This is a genomic window from Agrobacterium vaccinii (assembly GCF_021310995.1).
GTDB lineage: Bacteria > Pseudomonadota > Alphaproteobacteria > Rhizobiales > Rhizobiaceae > Agrobacterium > Agrobacterium vaccinii.
Window position 1 is genome coordinate 683,998 of record NZ_CP054150.1, and the last position, 18,396, is coordinate 702,393.

The following is an 18,396-nucleotide window of genomic DNA, read 5'->3' on the forward strand; positions in this document are numbered from 1 at the left end:
CGTTCGAAAACGAGACGCAAAATCAGATGTGCAGCTTCAGCGAGCGCCCTCTTTAATCCCCTCGGCGATTGCCTCAAGAATAGCGGCAGATGCTTTCCCACGATTGGGGAGGATGTTGTCCTGAAGGGTTTTTCGCTCTTGCTCGAACTCCCAGGCTTTTCCGTCTTTGTACTCGATTGCGGCCTGTTTCAGCTGATCGAACGTCGTGACCCGTCGAGAGGCGGCTTCTGCCAGCTTACCGAGATCATTGAACTCAACATGGTTGCCAGAATCGAAGAAGATCAATGGCTTGTTGAAGAGAGGGTATTCCGCAAGGAACGAAAGGCCGTCTGATATCATAAGGTCAGACGCCGCAAAAAGAGAGCCATATTGCTCTTCTGAAAACGCACAGTTCGGCAGATCCGTCCACGCCTTCCTGATGACCGTCTGCGCCTCGGGAGTCAGCATAGCTCCGAAAAGAGCCGGGTGCGGCTTCATGACGAAGTCGATATCCGGGCTCTGTCTCGCCCAAGACAGCATCGATTCCCATATGCGATCAAATACCCCGAACCCGAGGCCTCCACCCTTTCCAACCGAATAGTGCGGAGCCCAGATAATTCTGAAATTCCGGCGGCCTGGGTGAGAAATCGGCCAGGACGGCGTTTCGCTTTCGCTGAGCAGGCGATCAAATTTCGGATAGCCGCTCAGAACAAATTTCTCTGGGTCCGAGTGGGCGAATGAACGAAAATAATTTTGAGTGATCGGTGTTTCGCAAAAAACACGCCAAGCCGCTCGGTGATAGGTTTGATCAAAGCCAAAGGCCGAAACATCGGTAACCACAGGATCACCCAAAGACGCCGCCAGATTGAGCGCATAGGGAACAAGACAAAGGCGGCTGAAGGTCAGTTCGTGTGTGCGGAATGCAGGCTGAACACCCATATCCCACTGCTGTTGGCGGAATATGACGGCGGGTCTCAATGCTTTGAGAATATCCAGCGCGGCATAGGAATCGTCCATATTAAAGCGAAGGTGGGGAATTCCCTGTTCTGAAAAGGCGCTGCTCACCTTATCCTCACCCTCGTAAATGTTGCGCCCCAGAGTGCCGACATGGATGGAGATGATGATCGGATCGAACCGATCATCGGCAACCATGGCATCATAAACATCTGAAAGTGCATCCCACATGGGTATGGACTGGATGAGGAACACGATTCGGATCGGAAAAACTCCGCGCGTCTGCTCGCGCAGGGTCAGATTCGCGCTTTGCTTTAAAGACGCGATATCGAGTGTTTTCTGCCTGCTATCATGCACGACTGCGAGGCCGATTTTCGATAGGTCGCTACGAATACTTCCGTCGGCAGCGGTTGTGACGGCGTTGGATAACGCGTCGACTTTGCCGTCCAGTTCCAACTGCGTCTGCTGCATGTGTTGCAGCAACTTCACGACTTCAATTTGGATTTCGCCATGAGTTTCATTGTTTTGCATCAAGGCATCCAGCCTCATGCTCATTTCGTCGATTTTTGCGGCAACAGAGTCAAGCCGGTCAGTCAATTGCACAGAGATTGAGGCGTCCATAGAACCTGTTCCGAGTTTACTGCGAATTCCGGCTGTCAGATTGGTGTGTGCACGGGTTTACACAGAGAATAAATTAACTGCGGACATACATTGCTGAACTGTAGTGGGGCTTGCGCGGTAGCTGCCGATCTTGAAGTCGGGACGCAAACCTTGGGTTAAAGACCTCCAAAAAAAAGGCGCCAGTTTTCACCAGCGCCTTTTTTCCGTTGTTTCAGCCCGGACCTCAGTCCAGTTCGTCCAGAACGCGTGCGGCGGTCGCGGCACTGGTGCGGCGGATGTCGATTTCGTCGCGGCGGCTGGAGAGCAGTTCGCTGGCGAGGATGGCTTCGGCCAGATCGGCCGGAAGCGAAAGGAGAACGCGTTCGCCCTGAGCGATCTTGCCGGTCTCGCTGCGTTTGCCGAGGATCATCCCGCCCGCGACAGTGTTGTTGGTGTCGGGGTCGATCAGGATGAAGGAGCCGGTGGACCGGTTCTGTTCGTAAGGGTCGAAAATCGCCGTTTCATCGAAGGAGAGTCGGACCTTGCCGATGGCGTTCATGGCCAGTGTATCGGTGTGGGCAAGCCACTGACCGTTCTTCAGGTCGAGCTGCGTGACCGGCTGCACGCTGACGCGCTGGCGGCGGCTGCCGCTTTTCAGCCAGTAGCGCTTGCCGGGTTCGATGCCGCCGGGCTGGAGCGCCACGATCTGCGCATCGAAGGCGTGACCCGTCTGCGGCTGTGCCTCGATGGACACGATCATGTCGCCACGCGAGACGTCCACCTGCCGGTCGAGAACCAGCGTTATGGCGTCGCCGGAAACGGCAGCATTGCGCACGAGATCGAAGGTGACGATCTGTTTAACGTTGGCCACCATGCCCGATGGCAGGATGACGACGGAATCACCTGGCTTCACAGCGCCACCGGCCACCGTGCCCTGATATCCACGGAAGCTTTCGCCGGGACGCGACACGCGCTGTACGGGCAGGCGGAAGCCACCGGTCTGCGTGGAGCGAGCAGTTGCCAGCTCCAGCGTTTCGGCCAGTGTCGGGCCTTCATACCACGGCATGGAAGGCTTGCCGGAGAGAACGACGTTCTCGCCCTTCAGTGCCGACATGGGGATCGACGTGATCTGCTTGATACCGAGCGAAAGCGCAAATTCTCTGAAATCATGGGCGATCAGCTCGAAACCGGCCTTGTCGTAATCGGTCAGGTCGATCTTGTTGACGGCCAGCACGAACTGGCGGATGCCCATCAGCGCGGCAATCGTCGCGTGGCGGCGGGTCTGTTCGAGAATGCCGGTGCGTGCATCGACCAGCAGCACGGCCAGATCGGCAGTCGATGCACCGGTGGCCATGTTGCGGGTGTACTGCTCATGGCCGGGTGTGTCGGCAACGATGAAGGCGCGCTTGTCGGTGGCGAAATAGCGATAGGCGACATCGATTGTGATGCCCTGTTCGCGCTCTGCCTGAAGACCATCCAGCAGCAGCGCGAAATCGGGCAGGCCGAGATCGTTCTGCTTGCCGCTGTCGCGGTGAAGCGTGGCGGCCTGATCTTCCTTGACCGCCTTGGTGTCCCAAAGCAGGCGACCGATCAGCGTGGATTTGCCGTCATCCACGCTGCCGCAGGTGATGAGACGCAAAGGGCGCGTATCACGCACGGCCTTGGCGGGCTCGACGAAAGGCAGAATGGTGGCGGATTGTGCGTTTGCGTTCTGGGTCATCAGAAATAGCCCTCGCGCTTTTTCTTTTCCATGGAGCCGGACTGGTCGCGGTCGATGGCGCGGCCCTGTCGTTCGGAAACGGTGGCGATCTCAAGCTCGGAAATCACCTCGTCCAGCGTCGTCGCCTCGGAGTTGATCGCACCGGTCAGCGGGAAGCAGCCGAGTGTTCGGAAGCGGATCATGCCGTGCTGAATTTCTTCGCCCGGAAGCAGCTCCAGCCGTTCGTCTTCAGCCAAAATCATCATGCCATCACGCTCGACGTAAGGGCGCTCTGCGGCGTAATAGAGTGGCACGAGTGGAATGTTTTCAGCCTGAATGTAGCGCCAGATATCGACCTCGGTCCAGTTGGACAGCGGGAAGGCGCGAACGCTTTCACCCTGACGCACCATGCCGTTATAGATGTTCCACAGCTCCGGGCGCTGATTGCGCGGGTCCCATTTATGGTCGGGCGTGCGGAAGGAATAGATACGCTCCTTGGCGCGGCTGGCTTCCTCATCGCGGCGTGCACCACCAAAGGCGGCATCGTACTTGCCAGCGTCGAGTGCTTGCCGCAGCGCTTCCGTCTTCATGATATCGGTATAGAGCGCAGAGCCATGCGTAAACGGCGTCACATTTTCGCTCGCACCACGTGGGTTGGTGTAGGATATGAGATCGAGATCGTATTCCTTGACGATATTGTCACGGAATTCGATCATTTCCTTGAACTTCCAGCCGGTGTTGACGTGCAGAAGCGGGAAGGGGATGCGACCCGGGAAGAACGCCTTGCGTGCCAGGTGCAACAGCACGGACGAGTCCTTGCCGATGGAATAGAGCATCACGGGATTGTCGAATTCCGCAGCGACTTCGCGGAAGATATGGATGGCTTCGTTTTCAAGGGCTTTCAGATGTGGATCAAGCGGCTGTTTGGGGCTGCTGACATTGCTGCCTTCCGTTTCCGGAACTGCGTTGGACATTTTAAACTCCGGCAATCTACTGATTTTCAAATATCTTTGTGAGGCGGCTGTTACAGGGGAGGCTTGGGTCGCCTCGGCCACGTGCAGGCCGCATTCGCGCTTCTCGTCATTTTCCCACCACCATCGACCGGCGCGTTCTGGCTCGCCGGGCTTGATGGCGCGGGTACACGGCTCGCAGCCGATGGAGGGATACCCGCGGGCGTGGAGGGGGTTGACGGGAATGTTTTCCGCAAGAACATGCGCCTTGATCACATCGATATCCCAATCCGCGAGAGGATTGACCTTGATCAGATTGCGCTCGGAATCGAACTCGGCAAAGGGCGTCGTCGCCCGGTTGCCGGACTGGCCACGGCGAAGACCCGTGATCCAGAAACTTGCGCCTTCCAGTGCCTTTGCCAGCGGCACCAGTTTGCGCACGTGACAGCAGGCATGACGGGCCTCGACGCTGTCGTAAAAGCCGTTGAGGCCATATTTTGCCGCGAAGGCATCGATATCGTCCTGCGCGGGGGTGAAACGTTTGATCGCGATATCGTAACGCTCTTCGGTCTCGCCGATCAATTCGACAGTCTCGGCAAAAAGCCGCCCCGTCTCCAGCGTGGAGACCTCAACCGGCAAACGGTGTGTGCCGATGGCGGCGGTGATGACCTGATCCTCAATGCCGAGGCTCGTGGTAAACACGGCGCGGCCACCCAGACCCGCAATGAAACTCAGACGTCCGGCCAGATTGAGCTTGGCAAGCGTCTCATCCAAGGATGCAACATCGTGGCTGGAAATATCATGCGGCGGGGTGTTGAGAGTCATTCCACTGGGTTCCGAACTTTACTGTTCGAAATATCCCCGAAATCCGCGGCTTTTGACAGGAATGGCTATGCTTGTGTCTGCCCGAGTGGAGCAAATATCTCTCGCTCACGCTGAATATGCGCAAAAGCCTCCCAAAGGCACAGTAATCCGCAATTATGCCGCTGCATAAAATCGTTTTGCCAGCAAAATGCAAGGCCTATTCGCGATATTTTCTGTAATTTTTGTAGACTATACTGCTGACGGTTATGACCAGTGGCGCGTTTGAGCAGAGTGCCCGTGCCGGGAAGAGGCTCCTAACCGCAGAAAAACATTCCGGTCGCGATAAAATTTTGGTTTTCACGGCGTCAATTGTGGTGAAAATACGAACTGGTTTTGCGTAGGTCATGGGTTTGGCCCATGTCTTATTGCGTGTTTTGCGGGAAGGGCGGCGTGTTTGTTGTCGTGCATGCAAGGCCAAGGGAAACACTTTTGCGATTGAATTGCACCTGATTGACCAGCGGGGCTGAACAAGTAGTCTTAGGCCCAGAGCATCTAGGAGGGTATCTATGTCCAAACTTATTTCCAGCCTGAGCGCAATTGCGCTGGGCCTGTCATTTACTCTGGGTGCAGTCGCAACGGCCTCGGCGCAGACGAAACTTCTCAATGTGTCCTACGACCCGACGCGCGAACTCTATAAGGACTTCAACGAAGCCTTCGCGAAAAAATGGAAAGCCGATACGGGCGAGGATGTCACCATCCAGCAATCCCACGGCGGTTCGGGCAAGCAGGCTCGTTCGGTTATCGATGGTCTGGAGGCAGACGTCGTGACACTGGCGCTTCAAAGCGATATCGACGCCATCGTCAAGAACAGCGGCAAGATCAAGGAAGACTGGCGCACACGCCTTCCTCATAACTCCTCTCCTTACACATCCACAATCGTGTTTCTGGTCCGCAAGGGCAACCCGAAGGGTATCCATAACTGGGGTGATCTCGTGAAGGGCGATATCCAGATCGTGACGCCAAACCCCAAGACATCGGGCGGTGCGCGCTGGAATTACCTAGCTGCTTGGGCATGGGCAAACGAGGAGTACAAAGGCGATCAGGACAAGATCAAGGCCTATGTCGGCGAACTCTACAAACGCGCTCCAGTGCTGGATACCGGCGCTCGCGGTTCGACCGTGACGTTTGCACAGCGCCAGATCGGTGACGTGCTGCTGGCCTGGGAAAACGAGGCCTATCTGGCCGGTGAAGAGTTCGGCAAGGACGCCTTCGACATCGTCGTTCCGCCGATCTCCATTCTGGCAGAACCGCCAGTCGCTGTGGTTGACGCCAATGTGGATGCCAAGGGAACGCGCAAGCAGGCCGAGGCCTATCTTCAGTACCTCTATTCGGACGAAGGCCAGAACATTGCTGCCAAGCACTTCTACCGCCCGTCCAACCCTTCCGTCGTTTCCAAGGATCTCCTCAAGCAGCTGCCTGACATCAAGCTCGTCACCATCGATGATCCGCAGTTCGGCGGGTGGGCCAAGGCGCAGCCTGAACATTTTGGCGATGGCGGCATCTTCGACCAGATTTACAAGCCCGCCAAGTAAGCGGATGATGGAGCACACCGAACAGGTCGTCTAGGCTTCCTGTTCGGATCGGAGACAAGATCGACCGGCCGCAAGCCGGTCGATGGCGCATAGAAAGACGGTCGCTGCCGCCTTTCAATTTACCCGGAGCCTTGATGAGCAATACCCCATCGCCCGCTAAGTGGAAGTGGCGTCAGTCGAGCGTCTTGCCTGGATTTGGCCTGACGCTGGGTTACACCATCACCTATCTTTTTCTGATCATTCTTATTCCGTTGGCCGGTCTGGTCTGGTCCACCGCAAAACTCGGTTTCGCAGATTTTTTCGCGATTGCCACCGATAGCCGTACGCTGAATGCGCTACGCATAAGCTTCACCACCGCGTTTCTAGCCGCGTTCGTCAACGCCATCTTCGGCGTGCTGATCGCCTGGGTTCTGGTGCGTTATCGCTTTCCCGGTCGTCGCTTCGTGGATGCTATCGTCGATTTGCCGTTTGCGCTGCCCACCGCTGTTGCAGGTATTGCGCTGACCGCGCTCTATTCCAATCGTGGCTGGGTGGGCGCCCTGTTCGAGCCCTTCGGCATCAAGATCGCATTCACGCCCACGGGCATCGTCATTGCGCTCATCTTCATCGGGCTGCCCTTCGTGGTGCGCACGGTGCAGCCGGTCATGGAAGAAATCGACCGTCAGGTGGAAGAGGTTGCCGCAACGCTCGGTGCCAACCGTTTCCAGACGATAACCCGCATTCTGCTGCCAAGCCTGCTGCCTGCGATCCTCACGGGCTTTTCCCTGGCATTTGCGCGTGGGGTTGGTGAATATGGTTCGGTCATCTTCATTGCCGGCAACATTCCCTATGTCTCTGAGATCGCACCGCTTCTCATCGTCATCCGGCTGGAGGAGTTCAACTATGCGGCAGCGACCGGCATTGCCACCATCATGCTGATCATCTCCTTTGCCATGCTCTTCGTCATCAATCTCATTCAGGCCTGGAGCCGCAAGAGGTACGGTTATGCCTGATAATGCGCGCAGCCTTCCATCCACCAAGCCGTTCCGCGATCCGGCCAGCGAGGCCTTGCCCGCCCGCATCGTGCTGATCGGTCTCGCTTTTCTGTTTCTCGCGCTGTTTCTCGTGCTGCCGCTGGTCGCGGTCTTCGTGGAGGCATTCCGCAAGGGCATCGGCTCTTTCTGGGAAGCGATTGTCGAGCAGGACGCCCTGTCGGCCATTCGCCTGACGCTGCTCGTGGCCGCCATCTCCGTGCCGCTCAACCTCGTCTTCGGCATCGCGGCTGCATGGTCCATCGCCAAATTCGAATTCAAAGGCAAAGCGTTCCTGATCACCCTGATCGATCTGCCATTCTCCATCTCGCCAGTCATTTCCGGCCTCGTCTATGTCATCCTGTTTTCATCGCACAGCGTGCTGGGGCCGTTCCTGAAAAGCTATGGCATCGAAATCCTGTTTGCCGTACCGGGCATCGTGCTGGCCACCATCTTCGTGACGTTCCCCTTCGTCGCGCGTGAGTTGATCCCACTCATGCAGGATCAGGGCACGGGTGATGAGGAAGCGGCGATTTCGCTTGGTGCTTCCGGCTGGCAGACCTTCTGGTTCGTCACGCTGCCCAATATCAAATGGGGTCTGCTCTACGGCGTACTGCTGTGCAACGCCCGCGCCATGGGTGAGTTCGGTGCCGTCTCTGTGGTCTCGGGCCATATCCGTGGCGAAACCAACACCATGCCGCTGCACGTCGAAATCCTTTACAACGAGTACAATATCGGCGCGGCCTTTGCCGTGGCGACATTGCTTGCGGGTCTGGCGCTCGTCACCCTCGTTCTTAAAACCATTCTTGAAATACGCTTTGGCGCGGGCAACGCCGCCGGCAAGCATTGAAGGGCATATCCATGGAAGTGAAAGTTTCCGGCATCACCAAGCAGTTCGATCGCTTCCCGGCGCTGAACGACGTGTCGCTCGACATCCGCTCCGGTGAGCTGATCGCGCTGCTCGGGCCCTCCGGGTCTGGTAAAACGACGCTGCTGCGCCTCATCGCCGGTTTGGAGCAGCCAACCAAGGGCCAGATTTTCTTTGGTGACGAAGACGCCTCGCACCGCTCCGTGCAGGAGCGCAACGTCGGCTTCGTGTTTCAGCATTACGCCCTGTTCCGCCACATGACGGTCGCCGATAATATCGGCTTTGGACTCAAAGTCCGCCCGTCCTCCAGCCGCCCCGCGAAATCAGACATCCGCAAGCGCGTGTCGGAACTTCTGGATATGGTCCACCTTCAAGGGCTGGAAAAACGCTATCCCAATCAGCTCTCCGGTGGTCAGCGTCAGCGCGTGGCGCTCGCCCGTGCCGTCGCCATCGAACCCCGCGTGCTGCTTCTCGATGAGCCCTTCGGCGCACTGGATGCCAAGGTTCGCAAGGAGCTGCGCCGCTGGCTGCGCGAGTTCCACGACCGCACCGGCCACACCACGGTCTTCGTGACGCATGATCAGGAGGAAGCGCTGGAACTGGCCGACCGCGTCGTCGTCATGAGCCAGGGCAAGATCGAGCAGGTCGGTACTGCAGACGATGTCTATGATACGCCGAACTCACCCTTCGTCTTCTCCTTCATCGGCGAATCCTCCAACTTGCCAGTGGCAATCCGCGATGGTCACGTGCTGTTTCAAGGTGAAAGCATTGGCATCAGAGAGGCCAATGACGGCGAGGGCGATCTGTTCTTCCGCCCTGAGGATGTGGTGCTAACTGGTGAGCAGGACGCGCTCTACGGCAAAGTCACCACCTGCCGCCGTCTTGCGGGCACCCGCATCGCCGAAATCGACATCGCCAACAACGGCCATGAACCCTACCATCTGGAAATCGAAGTCCCGCTCGACGCCTCGGTCGCCGTCGGCAACGAACTCCGCTTCCGCCCAACCCGCTGGAAAGTCTTCCGCAAGTAACAGAGGCTGACAAAGGAAAAGGGCCGCTTGGGGCGGCCCTTCCATGAGTTTGGTCGTTGTTACAGACCTGGAAACGTTTATCAACGTCCCGTTAGAAGGCGGATCAAGCCGAGGGCTGCCTCGTCAAAATCAAATCCTTTCCACTGTCACGCACCAAGACCGAAATCTCACTAGACATTGGATCACCTTCCTTTCGCTACGTTGAACATAAGAAGAAGGTAATACGATTCTGCAGGATTGCAAGGGTCTGATCTGGTATCACGCGTATTTACAACGAAGCGTAAATTACGTATTTTGCGTAAACGTGTGTTGTCCATTCGGGGAGGCCTATTCATGGTCCGTGCTCTTCAGGTACCTGCAACTGCTTTCTCCCGTAGCTTCGGAAAATATAGGGATGAGGTCCACAATATTGGTGTTATCGAGGTCACTTCGCATGACCGCGTTGTGGGCGCTTACATTAGTGCGAAAGAACTCGAGCATTTCAACGAGCTTAAAAAGCGTGAGCGACAGGTGATCCGAATAGAGGATGCCGACGATGAATTGATCGAGGCGATCAGAAATGCTCGCTGGGGCGAAATATCAGAGTGATCTATCCTGTTCCGGTTCAAGGTCTCGTCGTTCGTTATAATTATCTATGGCATTCAGACTATATCGGGGGTCTGACCGACAGCGGTAAAAACAGGCCCTGTGCGCTTGTCCTTTACTCATCGAAAAAAGGACAAGCTGCCGTCGTACCCATCACACATTCTCCACCGGAACTGGGTGAGGAGGATATGTCGATAATGATTCCTCCCGATATCTGCAAAGCCATCGGTTTAGACGAGGATATAAACTGGGTACGGGTCAACGAACTCAACACATTCGATTGGCCTGGAAATCATCTTTGTCTCCGTCCAGATAGCCCGTCACGTTTTGACTATGGCATCATGCCAAAAGACTTTTTTGAACAGGTGCGAGACCGGCTGGTAGATTTAATGACACAACGGCGTGTGGTGCAGACGAAACGATAAGACAACGCAATACGATACCTCACACGCCGCTTAAATAGAGCTATCCAGCAACCCGCATCACAATCTTCCCGATGTGGCTGCTGCTTTCCATCAACCTATGCCCATCCGCAACATGATCAAAATCGATCACATCGTGAATAACTGGCGCAATTGTGCCAGCCTCTAAGAGCGGCCACACCTCCGCCACCAGTTCATCGCGAATAGCACGCTTCTCGTCTGCGGTGCGGGGGCGCATGGTGGAGCCGGTGACGGTCAGGCGTTTGACCATGATGGGGCGCAGATCGACCTTTTCAGCGATGTTGCCGCCCAGAAAGGCGATGATCGACAGACAGCCGTCCTTGGCGAGAGAGGACAGGTTCTTCTCGAAATAGGATGCGCCGATCATGTCCAGAATGACATCGACACCCTTGCCGCCCGTTTCTGCCTTGATGACCTCCGCGAAATCCTCTTCGCGGTAATTGATCGCGCGCTTCGCACCGAGCTTTTCGCAAGCGTCGCATTTTTCCTTCGAACCGGCGGTGGCGTAGACCTCCGCGCCGAACGCCTTGGCGAGCTGGATCGCCGTCGTGCCGATGCCGCTAGTGCCGCCGTGGATCAGCACGCTCTCACCTTCGGTCAGGCCTGCCATCTGGAACAGATTGGCCCAGACGGTGAAGAAGGTTTCGGGCACAGCCGCTGCTTTTGCCGCGTCGTAACCCTTGGGAAATGGCAGGGTCTGCCCCGCAGGCAAGACGCAATATTCGGCATAACCGCCGCCGTTGGCCAATCCGCAGACATTGTCGCCGATCTTGAATTCGGTGACACCTTCGCCCAGCGCCACCACTTCACCTGAAATTTCCAGGCCCAGCACCGGGCTTGCATCCTTAGGTGCCGGATAGTGGCCCTGCCGTTGCGCCACATCCGGGCGGTTGATGCCCGCTGCTGCGACCTTCACCAGAATTTCACCTGCCTTGGGGGAGGGAAGCGGACCCGTCGCGAAGGTCATCACATCGGGCGCGCCGAAGCTTGGTAGATCAACAAATCGCATGGTTATGGGCAAAGTCATGGGGCGGCCTCCTCGAATTTTTCAATGACCTGAACTTAGGTCAGCGGAAAGGCCAATAAAAGGAGGTGTAATGCCGCGAGAGACAAAAACGCGGATTTGTCAGCGGCTGTGCACTGTTTTGGACCTGCCCGCAAATTATGGGGTCGTCACGCCGAAAGTGCGTATCACCAGACCGGAGTCGCTCTCCTTGGCCGCCTTCTTGATGGCGGCGATCTCGCTGCTGATGCGCTCCGGATTGCCGATGATCAAGCCCTTGGGCAGTTGCACCACGCCAATGGAACAGCGCAGAAGGGCAAATTCCCGCTCATTGCCAAAACGGTCGTGGCCGGTAATGACGCCAGCCGCGCGGTCTTCGTCGGAATAGAGATCGATCACGTCTTCGTGGAAATCGCTGAGCAACCGCTCGAGTATTTCTGTTACCTCCTCTTTCGCCCAGTCACGCACGCCGATGAAAAAGTCGTCACCGCCGATATGGCCGAGGAAGCAGTCGCCGGAGAAGAAGTAGCGCTTCATCAAGGCCGAAAATAGTGTGATCGAGTGGTCGCCGACGTGGAAGCCGTATTTGTCGTTGAAGGGCTTGAAGTTATCGAAGTCGCAATAGCAGAAAAAGCGGTCGTCATCGCTGTCGCTGCAACTATGGTCGATGAAGTTGCTGATGGCGCGGTTGCCGGGCAGTGCTGTCAGCGGGTTCTGTTCCTGCGCCAGTTTCAGCTGCTTTTCATTGATGACCTTGATCAGCGATGCTGCCGAGACGACACCGATATAGCGCATGTTTTCGGTCAAAATCACACAGGCGCTGCCGCCGGTGTTGGCAAAGACATTCATCAGCTGATCGGCATCCGCATCCAGCCCGACGATGGGCGCGCCATCCACGAAATGCGAAATCGTCCGCTCGTAGACCTTGTTCTTCAGCAGGTCGCGACCGAAGGGCTGGTAGATATATTCCTTCAGATGATGCTCGTTGATCACGCCGCGCGGCTCGCCATTGGCGTTGAGAACGGGAAAGAAGGCCTGCGCGGGATTGCGGCGGAACAGTTCGAAAACGCTGTCGATCGTGTCGTTTTCAAACACGGTCGGCAACCGCTCGATCTGGCGGCGGATGAGAATTTCGTCCAGCGTCTGGCTGCTGCGACGGACTTCTCCCAAATGCTGGAGATGCGGGAATGAGGGTTGCAATTCGCTGACGAAGGTGGTGGGGCGCGAGATGAACCAGCCCTGTACCAGATCCACGCCATGCTCCCGGCAGGCCAGAAATTCCGCTTCGGTCTCGATACCCTCGGCAATGACCCGAACGCCCAGAACATGCGCGATATTGACGATGTTCTTGACCAGATGCCGCTTGCGCGGATTGCGGTCCACGCCATCGATGAAATAGCGGTCGATCTTGAGGTAATCGACGGGATAGTCGCACAGCAGCTTCATCTCGCCGTGACCGACGCCGAAGTCATCGATGGCCAGTTTGAAGCCTTCCTTGCGCATGCGGGCAATCAGCGCGCTGAATTCCGGCACGGTGGTATTGTCGAACCGTTCTGACAGTTCGAAACAGATGGAGGAGGGCGGTATGGAGGCCTTCGCCAGATGCTCCAGCAGCTTGTCCAGAATGGTATCGCCATGCGGAATGAGCCGGACATCGAGATTGAGAAACAGCGTGGCAGAGGAAAATTCCGGCAAAGTGGAGAATTTCGCCAGCGCGCGGCCTGCCAGCATCTGCTCCACGGCAACCAGTTGGCCATCCGCTTCAACATGATCGAGCAATTCGAGAGGGTTTGAAAAGCCTATGCGGTCGAAACCGCGCATCAGCGACTCGTAACCAAAAACGGTTCCGGTGGTGGCTTCGACAATGGGTTGGAATGCAGTTTCTAAAACGAGTTTGGCCATAGACGCCATCTGCCCGCTGGCAAATCGCCGTATGACATCAGGGTCGATCGCCGTCGACTGCATGTTTTTTCTCCACCATCGCACCCCGGTCTGATCGCAGGGGCACTTTTTGATGGTGAGCGTGCCGTAAACTCCTCAACAAAAGCTTTCCCGTTCGTGAAGCTTTCTTGAAGGTTTTATGACGCCAATGTGACGTGCTAAAACAGTTTTAATGCAATTGTCTCAATTGCTTAGGCTTGGCGTCTTTTCAGCGAGTGTGCGGCGTAGAGTTCCGCGACATTGAGATGTTCGCCGTTTGACGAGGCACCGGAAGCGCCTCTTCGTTGGGAGCCACCATCACGACCCGCTATTTCGACCCATAAACGCAATGCGGCACGCACTACCTCGCTTCCCGAAGCATAGTCACCGCTGTCAACGGCTTCACGCATCTTGGCTGCCTGCTCTGGGGAAATGGATACAGTCACCATTGGCATCGTGTCTCTCCCTATGTTGGCGGTTCGTCCTCCAACGATCATGTCGAAGCCGCGCCGTCCCTGGCCGATTTAGCCATCCGCTCCAGGCCATTTGTGAACGGACTTAAGTGATTATTATATTAGCACATGCGCCATGCGCGCCGGAAGGAACGCCCGCCTTCGGTTAAGGTTCCAGACGAAACTTCGTTTCATGAAATGGGCAACTGGCAATAAAAAACATTACGCGGTCTGACGCGATGCAAACGTCTGCCTGCGTTAAGCGACGGCTGTCTTTTTTCAAGCGAATGCACTCGGTCATGTCTGCGACCTTTCCTGTGCCAGTTGGCGGAACCCTATCATATTCGCGCCCCCGGGCAAAATCTTTTGCAGGGTTTGAAATGACGCAACTCACACATTTGCGTGTCGCATTTATTATTGATTGATCAGTCAATCAATAATAAATTGTCCACGAAGGAGATTGGCATGCCGAAAGTTGGAATGGAGCCGCTGCGCAAAAAGGCGCTGATGGATGCTGCCCTGCGAGCCATCGGCCAGAACGGTTCGCTGAACGTGACCATGTCGGATATCGCCCGCGAGGCGGGTGTGTCGGCGGCTTTGGCGCACCATTATTTTGGCAGCAAGCAACAGCTTCTTCTCGAAACCATTCGCAGCCTGCTGCGCGCGCTTCGCCGGGATGCAATTACAGCCCTTGGGCAGGCGTCCGGCCCGCGAGCAAGGCTGAGCGCCGTCGTCCGCGTTTCGTTCCAGAGCGATCAGTTCACCAATGATACGGTTGCCGCATGGCTGGCCTTTTACGTCGAGGCACAACGCTCGGAAGAGATGCGCCGCCTGCTGATCGTCTATACGCGCCGCCTGCGCTCCAACATCATGGACAGCCTCAACCGCCTCTGCCCGCCAGATGATGCGGCGCGCATTGCGGAAGGGGCCGCAGCACTGATCGATGGGCTCTATATCAGGCACAGCCTTCAAGCGGCCCCGCTCGGCCTTTCCGCCGCACCGGCGCTGGTCGAAAATTACTTCGACACCCAACTCAAACCCTTTTTTGACGCCCCTTCTCGTGAAGGCAAGCCGTCCATTCGTATTCTCTGAGGACCTTTTAGATGACATTGAAAGCCCAGCCCAAAGCCTCGCATTTCATCGATGGCGACTATGTCGAAGATACTGCGGGCACCGTATTCGAAAGCATTTATCCCGCGACCGGCGAAGTCGTGGCAAGGCTGCATGCCGCCACACCCGCCATTGTGGAGCGCGCAATCGCTTCCGCCAAGAAGGCACAGAAGGAGTGGGCGGCGATGAGTCCGACCGCGCGAGGTCGCATCCTGCGAAGAGCGGCGGATATTATGCGCGAGCGTAACCGCGAGCTTTCTGAACTGGAAACGCTGGATACCGGCAAGCCCATTCAGGAAACCATCGTCGCTGACCCGACCTCCGGTGCGGACAGCTTCGAGTTCTTCGGCGGCATCGCACCGTCTGCGCTGAACGGCGATTACATTCCCCTTGGCGGCGATTTTGCCTATACCAAGCGCGTGCCGCTCGGTGTCTGCGTCGGCATCGGCGCGTGGAACTACCCTCAGCAGATCGCCTGCTGGAAGGCCGCACCGGCGCTGGTCGCTGGCAATGCCATGGTTTTCAAGCCATCGGAAAACACACCGCTTGGCGCACTTAAGATTGCGGAAATTCTGATCGAAGCCGGGCTTCCCAAAGGTCTCTTCAACGTCATTCAGGGCGACCGGGACACAGGCCCACTGCTGGTCAACCACCCGGATGTCGCCAAGGTTTCGTTGACGGGTTCGGTTCCCACGGGTCGAAAGGTGGCCGCTGCCGCCGCCGGACATTTGAAGCACGTCACCATGGAACTCGGCGGCAAGTCGCCGCTCATCGTGTTTGATGATGCCGATATCGAAAGTGCTGTCGGCGGGGCGATGCTCGGCAATTTCTACTCGTCCGGCCAGGTCTGCTCCAACGGTACCCGCGTTTTCGTCCAGCGTGGCGCAAAGCAGCGCTTTCTCGATAACCTCAAATCCCGCACCGATGCGATGGTGATTGGCGACCCGATGGACGAGAGAACGCAGATCGGCCCTCTGGTGTCCAAGGCGCAGCAGGAAAAGGTGCTGGCCTATATTGAAAAGGGCAAAGCCGAGGGTGCCACGCTCATCACCGGCGGCGGCATTCCCAACCATGTTGCGGGCGAGGGTGCTTACGTGCAGCCCACGGTCTTTGCCGATGTAACTGACGGTATGACCATCGCACGCGAGGAAATCTTCGGGCCCGTCATGTGCGTGCTGGATTTCGATGACGAAGACGAAGTCATCGCCCGTGCCAACGCCACCGAATTCGGCCTCGCGGGCGGTGTCTTCACCGCCGACATCAACCGCGCCCACCGGGTGGTGGACCAGCTAGAGGCCGGTACGTTGTGGATCAACACGTATAATTTGTGCCCGGTGGAGATGCCGTTTGGTGGGTCGAAACAGTCCGGGTTCGGGCGGGAGAATTCTGCAGCGGCGCTTAGTCATTATAGTGAATTGAAGACGGTTTATGTGGCGATGGGCAAGGTGGACGCGCCGTATTGATCGGTACGCTCCCCTGCTAAGGGAGTATTGGGATCAGCGGCTCATCCTGGTCCTTCGAGGCCCGTTTCACGGGCACCTCAGGATGAGGATGAGAGTAAGCATTTTCGACCACGGGGACCGCCGAGAGGGCGATGGCTGTTGAAGCAGTCCTAAGTCCCTGAGGCAATCTTAGTAGCGCGCGTTTTTTATTAAGTAACAACACGTCTCTCCACCTCATCCTGAGGTGCCCGTAAAACGGGCCTCGAAGGGCGACGTGGCCACAGCAAAGAGCAACCACAATGCAAAACGCAGATTTCGTCATCGTCGGTTCGGGTTCCGCAGGCTCTGCAATGGCCTATCGCCTGTCGGAAGACGGCAAATATTCCGTCATCGTCATCGAGGCAGGCGGCTCGGATTTCGGCCCCTTCATCCAGATGCCCGCTGCCCTTGCATGGCCGATGAGCATGAAGCGTTACAATTGGGGCTACCACTCGGAGCCCGAACCGAACCTCAACAACCGCCGCATCACCGCGCCGCGCGGCAAGGTGCTGGGGGGCTCATCCTCCATCAACGGTCTTGTCTATGTTCGCGGCCATGCAGAGGATTTCAACCGGTGGGAGGCGCTGGGTGCGCAGGGTTGGGCCTATGCGGATGTGTTGCCTTACTTCAAGCGCATGGAAACCAGCCATGGCGGAGAAGAGGGCTGGCGCGGAACCGATGGACCGCTGCATGTGCAGCGCGGGCCGGTCAAAAATCCGCTGTTTCATGCCTTCGTCAAAGCCGGTTCGCAGGCCGGGTTCGAATTGACGGATGACTATAATGGCTCCAAGCAGGAGGGTTTCGGCCTGATGGAGCAGACAATCCACAATGGTCGCCGCTGGTCCGCCGCCAATGCCTATCTGCGGCCCGCCTTGAAACGCGGAAACGTGACGCTGGTGCAAGGTTTTGCGCGCAAGATCGTCATCGAAAACGGTCGCGCCACGGGCGTCGAGATCGAACGCCGTGGCAAAGTGGAAGCCGTGCGTGCCAACCGCGAGGTCATCGTCGCGGCGTCTTCCTTCAATTCGCCCAAGCTGCTGATGCTCTCGGGCATCGGCCCTGCCCAGCATCTGCAGGATCTGGGTATCGAGGTGAAGGTCGATCGTCCCGGTGTCGGTGCCAATCTTCAGGACCATATGGAGTTCTATTTCCAGCAGGTCTCCACCAAGCCCGTCTCGCTCTATTCATGGCTGCCATGGTTCTGGCAGGGCGTCGCGGGTGCGCAATGGCTGGTGACCAAGGGTGGTCTGGGTGCCTCCAACCAGTTCGAGGCCTGCGCTTTTCTGCGGTCCGAACCGGGGCTAAAGCAGCCGGATATCCAGTTCCATTTCCTGCCCGTCGCCATTTCCTATGATGGCAAGGCCGCGGCGAAAAGCCATGGTTTTCAAGTGCATGTCGGCTTCAACCTGTCGAAATCACGCGGCAATGTCACGCTGCGCTCGTCCGATCCGAAGGACGATCCGGTCATTCGCTTCAACTATATGAGCCACGCCGAAGACTGGGAGAAATTCCGCCATTGCGTTCGCCTCACGCGGGACATCTTCAGCCAGAAGGCATTCGACGATTATCGCGGACCAGAGATACAGCCGGGCGAGGGCGTGCAGTCGGACGACGCTATCGACGCTTTCCTGCGCGAGCATCTGGAAAGCGCCTACCACCCCTGTGGCACCTGCCGAATGGGCGACCGAGATGACCCGATGGCGGTGGTCGATCCCGAATGCCGGGTGATCGGTGTGGAGGCCTTACGCGTTGCCGACAGCTCGATCTTCCCGCATGTCACCTACGGCAACCTCAACGGCCCCTCGATCATGACGGGCGAGAAGGCGGCAGATCATATTCTGGGGAGGCAGCCGCTGCCGCGCTCCAATCAGGAGCCGTGGGTCAATCCGCGCGCAGCAGTGAGCGATCGGTAGAG

At 57.2% G+C, this 18,396-nt stretch carries 15 protein-coding genes and 1 pseudogene; 9 read left to right on the forward strand and 7 right to left on the reverse strand.

Annotated features, from left to right (window positions below):
• Nucleotides 1-36: 36 nt before the first annotated feature.
• The 4 genes and pseudogenes from HRR99_RS03420 to HRR99_RS03435 all read right to left on the reverse strand — a co-directional run.
• Nucleotides 37-1,554: a CDP-glycerol glycerophosphotransferase family protein gene (locus tag HRR99_RS03420; RefSeq protein ID WP_233122776.1), complete on the reverse strand. Its 1,518-nt coding sequence runs from the start codon at nt 1,552-1,554 to the stop codon at nt 37-39.
• 223 nt (nt 1,555-1,777) lie between these two features.
• A complete protein-coding gene (gene cysN / locus HRR99_RS03425; protein WP_233122777.1) occupies nt 1,778-3,253 on the reverse strand; it encodes a sulfate adenylyltransferase subunit CysN in 1,476 nt (491 codons plus the stop codon).
• Entirely contained in the window at nt 3,253-4,206 is a 954-nt protein-coding gene (cysD, locus tag HRR99_RS03430; RefSeq protein ID WP_233123564.1) for a sulfate adenylyltransferase subunit CysD, read from the reverse strand. Before cysD ends, cysN begins: the two co-directional genes overlap by 1 nt.
• A 132-nt stretch (nt 4,207-4,338) precedes the next feature.
• Nucleotides 4,339-5,007 (reverse strand): annotated as a pseudogene (locus HRR99_RS03435) (phosphoadenylyl-sulfate reductase); the annotation flags it as partial.
• 545 nt (nt 5,008-5,552) lie between these two features.
• Here HRR99_RS03435 and HRR99_RS03440 point away from each other — a divergent pair.
• The 6 genes from HRR99_RS03440 (at nt 5,553) to HRR99_RS03465 (ending at nt 10,497) form a co-directional block, all read left to right on the forward strand.
• Nucleotides 5,553-6,578: a sulfate ABC transporter substrate-binding protein gene (locus HRR99_RS03440; RefSeq protein ID WP_277877897.1), complete on the forward strand. Its 1,026-nt coding sequence runs from the start codon at nt 5,553-5,555 to the stop codon at nt 6,576-6,578.
• Between the two features lie 134 nt (nt 6,579-6,712).
• A complete protein-coding gene (gene cysT, locus HRR99_RS03445; RefSeq protein WP_112498374.1) occupies nt 6,713-7,570 on the forward strand; it encodes a sulfate ABC transporter permease subunit CysT in 858 nt (285 codons plus the stop codon).
• Nucleotides 7,563-8,438, forward strand: a complete 876-nt coding sequence (cysW, locus tag HRR99_RS03450; protein ID WP_233122778.1) for a sulfate ABC transporter permease subunit CysW — start codon at nt 7,563-7,565, stop codon at nt 8,436-8,438. The genes cysT and cysW overlap by 8 nt, the downstream gene beginning before the upstream one ends.
• An 11-nt stretch (nt 8,439-8,449) precedes the next feature.
• On the forward strand, nt 8,450-9,487 hold the full coding sequence (locus HRR99_RS03455; RefSeq protein ID WP_111840667.1) for a sulfate/molybdate ABC transporter ATP-binding protein: 1,038 nt from the start codon (nt 8,450-8,452) through the stop codon (nt 9,485-9,487).
• Nucleotides 9,488-9,820: 333 nt separating this feature from the next.
• Nucleotides 9,821-10,075 carry a hypothetical protein gene (locus tag HRR99_RS03460; protein WP_112498377.1) on the forward strand — a complete coding sequence of 85 codons (255 nt, stop codon included), beginning with the start codon at nt 9,821-9,823 and terminating at the stop codon, nt 10,073-10,075.
• The gene (locus HRR99_RS03465) at nt 10,072-10,497 is read left to right on the forward strand and encodes a hypothetical protein (RefSeq protein ID WP_233122779.1); all 426 of its coding nucleotides are present in this window, start codon (nt 10,072-10,074) and stop codon (nt 10,495-10,497) included. Before HRR99_RS03460 ends, HRR99_RS03465 begins: the two co-directional genes overlap by 4 nt.
• Before the next feature lie 40 nt (nt 10,498-10,537).
• Here the strand turns inward: HRR99_RS03465 and HRR99_RS03470 are convergent, their stop codons facing one another.
• From HRR99_RS03470 to HRR99_RS03480, 3 genes are all read right to left on the reverse strand, one after another.
• Nucleotides 10,538-11,542, reverse strand: coding sequence for an NAD(P)H-quinone oxidoreductase (locus HRR99_RS03470; RefSeq protein ID WP_233122780.1), 1,005 nt, complete (start codon nt 11,540-11,542; stop codon nt 10,538-10,540).
• 135 nt (nt 11,543-11,677) lie between these two features.
• The gene (locus HRR99_RS03475; protein WP_233122781.1) at nt 11,678-13,483 is read right to left on the reverse strand and encodes a GGDEF domain-containing protein; all 1,806 of its coding nucleotides are present in this window, start codon (nt 13,481-13,483) and stop codon (nt 11,678-11,680) included.
• Nucleotides 13,484-13,650: 167 nt separating this feature from the next.
• Complete coding sequence (locus HRR99_RS03480; RefSeq protein ID WP_233122782.1) at nt 13,651-13,893, reverse strand: ribbon-helix-helix domain-containing protein; 243 nt, start codon at nt 13,891-13,893, stop codon at nt 13,651-13,653.
• A gap of 462 nt (nt 13,894-14,355) precedes the next feature.
• Here HRR99_RS03480 and betI point away from each other — a divergent pair, with 462 nt between their 5' ends.
• The 3 genes from betI to betA all read left to right on the forward strand — a co-directional run bounded on the left by betI (nt 14,356) and on the right by betA (nt 18,394).
• A complete protein-coding gene (gene betI / locus HRR99_RS03485) occupies nt 14,356-14,982 on the forward strand; it encodes a transcriptional regulator BetI (protein ID WP_233122783.1) in 627 nt (208 codons plus the stop codon).
• 17 nt (nt 14,983-14,999) lie between these two features.
• Nucleotides 15,000-16,463 carry a betaine-aldehyde dehydrogenase gene (gene betB / locus HRR99_RS03490; RefSeq protein ID WP_233123566.1) on the forward strand — a complete coding sequence of 488 codons (1,464 nt, stop codon included), beginning with the start codon at nt 15,000-15,002 and terminating at the stop codon, nt 16,461-16,463.
• 278 nt (nt 16,464-16,741) lie between these two features.
• The gene (gene betA / locus HRR99_RS03495; RefSeq protein WP_233122784.1) at nt 16,742-18,394 is read left to right on the forward strand and encodes a choline dehydrogenase; all 1,653 of its coding nucleotides are present in this window, start codon (nt 16,742-16,744) and stop codon (nt 18,392-18,394) included.
• Nucleotides 18,395-18,396 lie beyond the last annotated feature (2 nt).